This is a genomic window from Crenothrix sp. (genome assembly GCF_043729335.1).
Taxonomy (GTDB): domain Bacteria; phylum Pseudomonadota; class Gammaproteobacteria; order Methylococcales; family Methylomonadaceae; genus Crenothrix.
On record NZ_JAYTLQ010000054.1, the window covers coordinates 128,315 to 136,725 of the forward strand.

Annotated in this window: 9 protein-coding genes; 3 read left to right on the forward strand and 6 right to left on the reverse strand. The window is 44.5% G+C overall.

Going from position 1 to position 8,411, the window contains the following annotated elements; translation table 11 throughout:
• Nucleotide 1: 1 nt before the first annotated feature.
• The 3 genes from ppk1 (at nt 2) to ACHZC4_RS12430 (ending at nt 3,505) form a co-directional block, all read left to right on the forward strand.
• A complete protein-coding gene (ppk1, locus tag ACHZC4_RS12420; RefSeq protein ID WP_394754180.1) occupies nt 2-2,092 on the forward strand; it encodes a polyphosphate kinase 1 in 2,091 nt (696 codons plus the stop codon).
• The gene (def, locus tag ACHZC4_RS12425) at nt 2,092-2,619 is read left to right on the forward strand and encodes a peptide deformylase (protein WP_394754181.1); all 528 of its coding nucleotides are present in this window, start codon (nt 2,092-2,094) and stop codon (nt 2,617-2,619) included. The genes ppk1 and def overlap by 1 nt, the downstream gene beginning before the upstream one ends.
• A gap of 187 nt (nt 2,620-2,806) precedes the next feature.
• A complete protein-coding gene (locus ACHZC4_RS12430; RefSeq protein ID WP_394754182.1) occupies nt 2,807-3,505 on the forward strand; it encodes a FlgO family outer membrane protein in 699 nt (232 codons plus the stop codon).
• A gap of 190 nt (nt 3,506-3,695) precedes the next feature.
• On the opposite strand, the gene ubiB is transcribed toward ACHZC4_RS12430, so the two are convergent.
• From ubiB to ACHZC4_RS12460, 6 genes are read right to left on the reverse strand one after another with little or no spacing between them, the layout of a single operon-like run.
• Complete coding sequence (ubiB, locus tag ACHZC4_RS12435) at nt 3,696-5,246, reverse strand: ubiquinone biosynthesis regulatory protein kinase UbiB (RefSeq protein ID WP_394754183.1); 1,551 nt, start codon at nt 5,244-5,246, stop codon at nt 3,696-3,698.
• A 60-nt stretch (nt 5,247-5,306) separates the two neighbouring features.
• Nucleotides 5,307-5,933, reverse strand: a complete 627-nt coding sequence (locus ACHZC4_RS12440; RefSeq protein ID WP_394754184.1) for an SCP2 domain-containing protein — start codon at nt 5,931-5,933, stop codon at nt 5,307-5,309.
• Nucleotide 5,934: 1 nt separating this feature from the next.
• Nucleotides 5,935-6,681, reverse strand: a complete 747-nt coding sequence (gene ubiE / locus ACHZC4_RS12445; RefSeq protein ID WP_394754185.1) for a bifunctional demethylmenaquinone methyltransferase/2-methoxy-6-polyprenyl-1,4-benzoquinol methylase UbiE — start codon at nt 6,679-6,681, stop codon at nt 5,935-5,937.
• 8 nt (nt 6,682-6,689) lie between these two features.
• A complete protein-coding gene (locus tag ACHZC4_RS12450) occupies nt 6,690-7,079 on the reverse strand; it encodes a gamma-butyrobetaine hydroxylase-like domain-containing protein (protein ID WP_394754186.1) in 390 nt (129 codons plus the stop codon).
• Nucleotides 7,080-7,125: 46 nt separating this feature from the next.
• The gene (locus ACHZC4_RS12455; RefSeq protein ID WP_394754187.1) at nt 7,126-7,935 is read right to left on the reverse strand and encodes an SEL1-like repeat protein; all 810 of its coding nucleotides are present in this window, start codon (nt 7,933-7,935) and stop codon (nt 7,126-7,128) included.
• Nucleotides 7,936-7,989: 54 nt separating this feature from the next.
• Entirely contained in the window at nt 7,990-8,271 is a 282-nt protein-coding gene (locus tag ACHZC4_RS12460) for an antibiotic biosynthesis monooxygenase (RefSeq protein WP_394754188.1), read from the reverse strand.
• Nucleotides 8,272-8,411: the final 140 nt, after the last annotated feature.

Genomic DNA, 8,411 nt, shown 5'->3' on the forward strand with positions numbered 1-8,411 from the left:
AATGTTAGCAAATGAAATAAATGAAGTGATTGATCTGCAAAAACCTGAGTTTTATATTAATCGTGAATTAAGCTTACTGGCCTTTAATAAGCGCGTGTTGGCTCAAGCCCGTAATGAAGCGGTGCCGCTTTTAGAACGGCTTAATTACCTGTGTATTTCAAGCTCCAATTTAGATGAATTTTATGAAGTCAGGGTAGCCAGCTTGATACAAATGGCTGAAATTGACCCTAAAGCACTGAGTCAAGATGGCCTAACTATCAATGAGCAGCTTGACGCAATTGCTGTTGATGCGCATCTTTTGGTGGCCGAACAATATGAGATTCTTAACCAAGTACTTATTCCTGAACTCGCTAAAGAAGATATCCGCTTTATTCGTCGTAACGAATGGACCGCAAGCCAACACCGATGGCTGGAGCATTATTTTAACGAAGAATTATTACCGATTTTAACCCCTGTCGGTCTTGATTCGGCGCACCCTTTTCCTAGAATACTCAATAAAAGTTTAAATTTTATTATTTCTTTACTGGGTAAGGATGCCTTTGGCAGAAACAGGGGTAGAGCTATTTTACAAGCACCACGATCGTTGCCACGTGTTGTACACTTACCGGCTAATGAAACTGACAGTGGCCCCCATGATTTTGTGTTTTTATCTTCGATCATCCACGCTTTTGTGGGTGAGTTATTTAATGGCATGGCCATTAAAAGCTGCTATCAATTTAGAGTGACCCGCAACAGTGATTTATTTGTCGATGATGATGCGATTGATGATTTGTTATTGGCTGTACAAGGCGAATTGGCCATGCGTAACTATGGCGATGAAGTGCGTTTAGAAGTGGATGCGCATTGTCCAGAAGAGACCATCGGTTATTTGCTAGATCGTTTTGATATGAATCGGGATCGATTATTTTTAGTGGACGGCCCCGTCAATCTTGGCAGAGTACAGGATATGATTACTTTGGTTCAGCGCCCTGATCTTAAGTTTACTGAATTTAAACCCACCACGCCTTTTCAAATGGCCGGCAAAAAAGATTTATTTTTAGCCATTAAGCGCCACGATATTTTGTTGTACCATCCATTTGAGTCCTTCGCGCCCGTCGTCGAATTTGTGCGCCAGGCGGCAATAGCGCCTGATGTGTTAGCCATTAAGCAGACACTTTACCGTACCGGTGCGGATTCTCCCATTGTCAACGCATTGATTAAAGCGGCCAGAGCCGGCAAAGAAGTCACTGTCGTTATCGAGTTACGTGCACGCTTTGATGAAAAAGATAACATAGGCTTGGCGGCAAAATTACAAGAAGCTGCCGTGCATGTGGTGTATGGTGTTGTAGGTTATAAAACCCACGCCAAAATGTGTCTAGTATTAAAACGAGAAGGCAAGGAGCTGCGTAATTATGTGCATTTAGGTACCGGTAACTACCACCCTAAAACAGCATTGTTATATACCGATTATGGCTTATTCTCTTGCGATAAAGCCTTAGGTGAAGATGTGCGGCGAGTATTTGCCCAGTTAACCAGCTTAGGCAAAGTCACCAAATTAAACAAGCTGTTACAATCACCGTTTACTTTGCACAGCGGCTTGGTGGAAAAAATTGACCGGGAAATTAATCATGCCAACCAAGGGAAATTTGCACAAATTATTATTAAAGTAAACGCCGTAGTGGAAGAGCAGATCATTCAAGCGCTTTACCGAGCTTCACAAGCCGGTGTGCAGGTTAAATTGATAGTTCGGGGTATTTGCTGTTTAAGGCCGGGCATACCTGGAGTATCTGAAAACATAGAAGTGCGTTCTATCATCGGCCGGTTTTTAGAACACGCCCGCATTTACGCTTTTGAAAATGACAGCAACCGCGAAGTTTTTGCTTCCAGTGCCGATCTAATGAACCGTAACTTATTCCAACGGGTAGAAATTTGTTTTCCAATTGAAAGCAAAAAATTACACAAACGTATTTTACATGACCTGGATTTGTACTTAAAAGATAATACCCAGGCGTGGCTATTACAATCTGATGGCAGTTATAATCCTATAGAAAGAGCCGAAAATGAGCCGCCTATCCAAGCCCAAACCCTATTTTTACAGGAGCTACATGTCTGATGAACACATCAAACAGCTATGAAATCGCCCAATTAGGCGCGCAGGTACTCAGACAAATGGCCATTAGCGTACCTGATGTTCACGATGCTGATATTCAACAACTGATCAAAGACATGCAAACAGCATTGTCAGCGAGTGAAGGTGTGGGGCTAGCGGCTCCGCAAATCGGCGTCTCCAAGTGCATTATTATTGTCGCTTCCAAGCCTACGCGCCGCTATCCTTGTGCGCCCCTGATGGAAGCTACCGTTATGATCAACCCATCTTTTGAGATTTTGTCTGCTACTACCGAGAAAGACTGGGAAGGCTGTTTGAGCATTCCAGGTATTCGCGCGCTGGTACCACGTTATACCCATATCATGGCTCACTATACGGACATACAAGGCATTGGCGTTACGTTACCCATGGAAGGCTTTGTTGCCAGAGTGTTTCAGCATGAATTTGATCATCTGGAAGGTAAAGTATATTTGGATAAGGTTGAAAATAATACTGACATCATTTCTGAAAGTGAATATTTTAAATTGCACTGATTTTTAAAGACTATGTTTTAGCCTGCTCCAAGTATTGATCACGTAAAATCCGCCTCTCTAACTTGTGGCTCCTGCATTGTTAAACTAATATTAAGGCATACAGCAGGACGGTTCTATTTAGTGGATCCGGAGCCAGCAGCTATAACAAATCCTTGCGCTTAACCCTTCACTTTAAGGTGATCAATACATGTTAAAAAAAACCACCGTTCTTGTTCCTGCCTTGATGAGCTTCTTGTTAAGCGGTTGTGGAATACAACATTATCTGCAAAACAGGGATGCTAATTTAGTAGAGGAAAGTTACGATGCCACCGACAGATTACACAAAAAAATACTCCACAAAATACCTAAAAACTCTTTAATTGTTGTCAGCACTTTGTTAAATGTTGATAACTTAAATCAAACATCGTCATTTGGCCGCATAGTTTCCGATCAGATTGCTTCGGCATTTAACGGGTTAGGCTATCAAGTGATTGGTATGGAAATGCCGATAGATTTGTTTGTGATGAAAGAAGGTGGACGCTTCCATTTGTCCGATGAAACCAAAGCCATGCTCAGGCATTATCATGCGGCTACATTACTGGGTGGCGTGTATGCACCCGGCAAACATAATGGTTATGTGTCGCTGCGTATGGTTGATATCAACAGTAAAAATATTATTGCCTCCACTGATTTTGCCATACCTATGGGCCCTGATGCAAAAATGCTGATGAAGCCTAAAAGTGTCGGGTCGGCGGATTTGCATCCATCCAACCCAGGCAGCGCACCTGTGGACAACATAGCGCCTTTAATTGAAGATAATAATCAACCCTTGAATCAAAATTATGTGCCCCGGTCAGAAGAAATCCCTGAACCTGACGCTAAGGACATGAATCAGGATATTAAGTAGGGCTACCGACTTAAGACGGGAAATCCGTTCGCCCTTGAGCTTGTCGAAGGGTTTGTGGCTCATGGTTCGACAAGCTCACCACGAACGGTTTTTAAACTGTCCCGTCTTAAGTGAGTAGCCTTAGTAGCAACAGTTGTAGACAGCAAATTGCCGTTATTAAACCGCTGGTTTCCAATAGTAAAAAATGCAGCTACTGAAAAAATATTGCCCCGCCCACGACTAAGGCACTGAGCAACATTGCCCACAGGGTCAATTTATGATTGTTTTCCATTTGCAGCCGTAATAATTCCAGCTCTTTATTATGGGCTTCTGCGCGATGCTGCGCATTGGCTGCATTATCCAGCGCATTAAAAAGTAATCCTGGAATTTCTGGAAAATGTTCGGCAAATTGTGGAAACTGCTCGATGAGCTTACTGATTTTAGCTTTAGGCCCCATGCGTTCATGAAACCATTTTTCCAGGAACGGTTTAGCGGTTTGCCATAAATCCAGCTCAGGGTAAAGTTGGCGGCCTAAGCCTTCAATATTGAGCAAGGTTTTTTGCAGTAATACTAACTGCGGCTGCACATGCATATCAAACTGGCGGGCGGTCTGGAACAATCTAAGCAATAATTGCCCAAAAGAAATATCTTTAAGAGGCTTTTCAAATATCGGCTCACAAACGCTGCGGATAGCCGATTCAAATTCTTCTATACGCGTAGAACGGTGTACCCAGCCGGATTCAACGTGCATTTGCGCCACTTTCCGGTAATCTCGGTTAAAAAAAGCCAGGAAATTTTCGGCTAAATAACGTTGATCTGACAGCGACAGTGAGCCGACAATCCCAAAATCAATAGCAATATATTTGCCCGGTAGATCGACAAAAATATTACCAGGATGCATATCGGCATGAAAAAAATTGTCTCGGAAAACCTGGGTAAAAAAGATTTCTACCCCACGTTCGGCAAGCAATTTAAAATCCGCGCCGCCTTCTCTAAGCTGGTCGATATTACCGACCGGAATACCATGCACCCGCTCCATCACCATGACTTTTTGCCGTGTTAACGCCCAGTGTATTTCAGGAATATACAAAATATCGGAGTTTTCAAAGTTACGGCGTAACTTGGAAGCATTGGCCGCTTCACGAACCAGATCCAACTCAGCCAGCGTGGTTTTTTCAAATTCTGCCACCACGTCCACAGCAGACAATCGCCGTGCGTCTGACCAGAATCTTTCAGCAAAACGCGCCAGTTCGTACAGCAAACCGATGTCCGAGCGAATGCGTTCTTCAATATTAGGCCGCAGCACTTTAACCACGACTTGCTCACCGGTATGTAACACAGCAGCATGAACTTGCGCTATAGAAGCCGATGCTAAAGGCTGTGGATCAAACTCAGCGAAAGCTTCAGCAACCGACATTTCCAGTGCTTTTTCAATGATGCTAACAGACACATTATTAGGGAATGGCGGGACACGGTCTTGCAATTTAACCAACTCATCGGCAATATCGAGCGGCAATAAATCACGGCGCGTCGATAAAGCTTGGCCAAATTTCACATAAATGGGCCCTAAGTCTTCCAGTGTACGGCGAATTCTGACCGCGCGAGAGTCGGTATTGGTTTTACGCCAGTAATGCGGCGACAGCGCGGCCAGATAACGGATAGGCTTAAATAACGGGGTATTGAAGGCGATTTCATCCAAACCGTGCTGGATTAGAACCCAGTTAATATGAAACAATCGCAGCAATAATTTAGGACGGATCACGAGTTACCTTTAAGTGCGGGGAATGTTGTTGAGGCATAATTTGAAAAAAGACGCGTAGCGCTAAGGCTTAGTCTGCATGTGCAAAAAATCTTCCAAGCGTGCCAGCCGACTGTGCAATCTATCGGCATGGGTACGTAGCTCATCAATATGACGATAGTAAATGTCCAACTCTGCACCAGGCGGCAGATCGCGGGTTTCTTCTTGCAGAAATTCCGAGGTGTTTAAACGCAAGGTTTCCAAGGATTCTGCACCCCAACTTTGGCCAACATGCACAATATGGGCAATATCGTGGGCGATCTTGTCCCCAGTAACACGGGCGAGATGGCTTTCCAGATTAATATCCAGCTTTGCGAATAATTCCTGAAAGCGTCGTCCGGTGTGCATATCGCCTTCTATTTTTATTTGCCCAGAAAACACCGTACGCATGGGATTTTTACTCAAGCCCATTAAACCGAATGCCCACAGCGAGCCGGTTAATGTGGTATCAGCAGGCTCGGTCACATGATCCAGCAATTGGATGGTATCGCTTGAGCAGCACAAATACGCAGTTTCGTTAAACGGCTGTACGGTAATGGCGATAACTTTTCCGGCCAGCGGCGTTAAGACCGCGTCACGGTTTTCGCCCAGCGCCAAATAATGGTTGAGGGCAGTTTCCAGCGCACTGAACAGCAAGGGTTTTATGGCCATGCTAAATCTTATAACCTCGGTGGATGGCGACGATGCCTTGGGTCATATTGTAATATTCGCAACGTTCAAAACCGGCAGCTTCCATCATGTTTTTCAGTTCATCCTGTTTAGGGTGCATACGGATGGATTCGGCCAGATAACGGTAGCTATCTTCATCTTTAGCGACAAATTTACCAATTTTGGGCAGCAATTTGAAGGAATAAAAATCGTAGACTTTTTCGGTTATTTTGTCAGTTGGGTGCGAAAACTCCAAAACAATCAAACGACCACCGGGTTTTAATACCCGATACATAGAGCGCAAAGCCGCATCTTTATCGGTGACATTACGCAAACCAAAGGCGATGCACACGCAATCAAAGGTATCGTCCTCAAACGGCAAACATTCTGCGTTGACTTGTGCGTAACGCACGTTGCCGACCAAGCCTTTGTCAATCAAACGATCACGGCCCGTGCGCAGCATTTGCGCGTTGATATCGGCCAATACCACTTGGCCATCTTTGCCGACCCGCTGTTCAAACAGCACGGTTAAATCGCCGGTGCCACCAGCCAAATCCAATACGGTCTCATCTTTACGGACATTGCTAAGTTGTACGGCAATACGCTTCCAGATACGGTGGATGCCGACTGACATCAAATCATTCATGATGTCGTAATTTTCTGCGACGGAATCAAATACGCCGCGCACCAGATTGACTTTATCCTTGCTATCAACCTGCTTAAAACCGAAATGTGTGGTGTTTGTTGTCATGGTTTACCTTAGTTTTTTAAGGGTTGCGTGCGGGTTACACCGGCAGCTTCCAGTTTATTTAAGTAGTCTGCCCACAGTGTGTGGTATTCTGCCCCTAATTTATAAAGCAAATCCCAGCTATAAATCCCGCTGTCATGGCCATCGCTAAACGTAGGGGCGATGCCATAATTACCAATGGGGCGAATTTCGGTAATGGTAACCTGTTCTTTGCCGGTTTGCAGTACTTCTTGCCCTGGGTCGTGGCCAACAGCTTCCGCCGATTGCGTGTAGACCCGCAGGTATTCACAAGGCAGCGTGTAGGTATTGCCGTCATCAAAACTAATTTCTAATAAATTGGATATCTGGTGCAATTTAATTTCGGTGGGGAAAGTTTGGATAGGTTTTACAGGTAAGCGCATAAATAGTGTTGAGTCCTATAAATTTAAGATCGGATTGAAACAGCAATTATTTTTTTGGCTTCCATGCGTGGCCTAATCGCTGCGCTTTGCTGATGTGTTTGGGAGTCATAGTTTCTTTAAGTTGGGCAAGGCTGGCTCTGGCAAGTTCATTGCCCAATGCACTGGCAAGAAAAAACCACATGTAAGCTGACACATCATCTTGCATTGTGCCCTCACCAATGGCATAGCTACAACCCAAATTATATTGGGCTTCGGGCATGCCTTGCTTGGCTGCCTTGAGATACCATATAACCGCTGTCGCATCATCTTTGGGCGTACCCTGACCTGCGCTGTACAGCGAGCCTAAGTTAAATTGTGCGTACCTATTTCCTAGCTTGGCAGATAGACCATACCATTTAATCGCCTCGTTGTAATCTTGCGCTACGCCGTTGCCTTTTTCGTAACACAAGCCAAGATTACATTGTGAAGTGGCATTGCCTTGTTGTGCCGCCAGTTGGTACCACTTAAAAGACTGGTCATAATCTTGTGCTACACCGTGGCCTTCCGAATAAAGATTGCCTAAGTTATTTTGTGCATCATGATCGCCCTGATCTGCCGCTAGCCGATACCATTTGGCAGCTAAGGCATGGTTTTGCACTACGCCTTCGCCGTGTTCATAACACAGACCAAGGCTATATTGCGCGAGCACATTGCCTTTTTCAGCAGCCAGGCGATACCACTTAACCGCCTCGGCATAATCTTGTGGCACACCTTCGCCATTGGCATAATGGTGGCCGAGATTATACTGCGCCATATCATGGCCTATATCAGCGGCTTTGCGATAAAATTTAACGATTAAGCTGGATACAAATTTCATAAAAATAAGGTAAGGTGTAAAGGAGCATCTAGTATTAGGTACACAATACAGGATTTACAGCACACCTTGTTCCAAAAGTTGCAGATAAATAAATTCCGGCGCTTTTACACCAGCTTGTTGGCGTATTTCAACCAAGCGATCGGATTCAAAAAAGGCTTTGGCGTTAGCAATGGATGTCCATTTGGAAAAATGGACGATTTTATTGGCATCGCTATCCAATTTTAAAATTTGGTAACTTAGCTCGCCAGCTTCTTTTCTGATGGGTGCGGCAACATCAAATATTTTTTTCCAGACTGCAAAATTTTCTACTTCGTGGATTATGAGTACGTGTTCCATTTTTTAGGGGTGTGGAATATTGGTTAATACGTTTGCTCTGTGCAAAAAAAAACCCAAGCCACCCGGCTTGGGTTTTGATGTTAAGAGCTTGGCAATTCCCTACTTTCGCATGGCAAACTGCCACACTATCATCGGCGCTA

Bases quoted from the DNA above. Each gene is read 5' to 3' on its own strand.
- ACHZC4_RS12450 (WP_394754186.1), bottom strand. From the start codon at position 7,079: ATGCGCTTACCTGTAAAACCTATCCAAACTTTCCCCACCGAAATTAAA.
- ppk1 (WP_394754180.1), top strand. From the start codon at position 2: ATGTTAGCAAATGAAATAAATGAAGTGATTGATCTGCAAAAACCTGAG.
- ACHZC4_RS12460 (WP_394754188.1), bottom strand. From the start codon at position 8,271: ATGGAACACGTACTCATAATCCACGAAGTAGAAAATTTTGCAGTCTGG.
- ACHZC4_RS12455 (WP_394754187.1), bottom strand. From the start codon at position 7,935: ATGAAATTTGTATCCAGCTTAATCGTTAAATTTTATCGCAAAGCCGCT.
- ubiE (WP_394754185.1), bottom strand. From the start codon at position 6,681: ATGACAACAAACACCACACATTTCGGTTTTAAGCAGGTTGATAGCAAG.
- def (WP_394754181.1), top strand. From the start codon at position 2,092: ATGAACACATCAAACAGCTATGAAATCGCCCAATTAGGCGCGCAGGTA.
- ACHZC4_RS12440 (WP_394754184.1), bottom strand. From the start codon at position 5,933: ATGGCCATAAAACCCTTGCTGTTCAGTGCGCTGGAAACTGCCCTCAAC.
- ACHZC4_RS12430 (WP_394754182.1), top strand. From the start codon at position 2,807: ATGTTAAAAAAAACCACCGTTCTTGTTCCTGCCTTGATGAGCTTCTTG.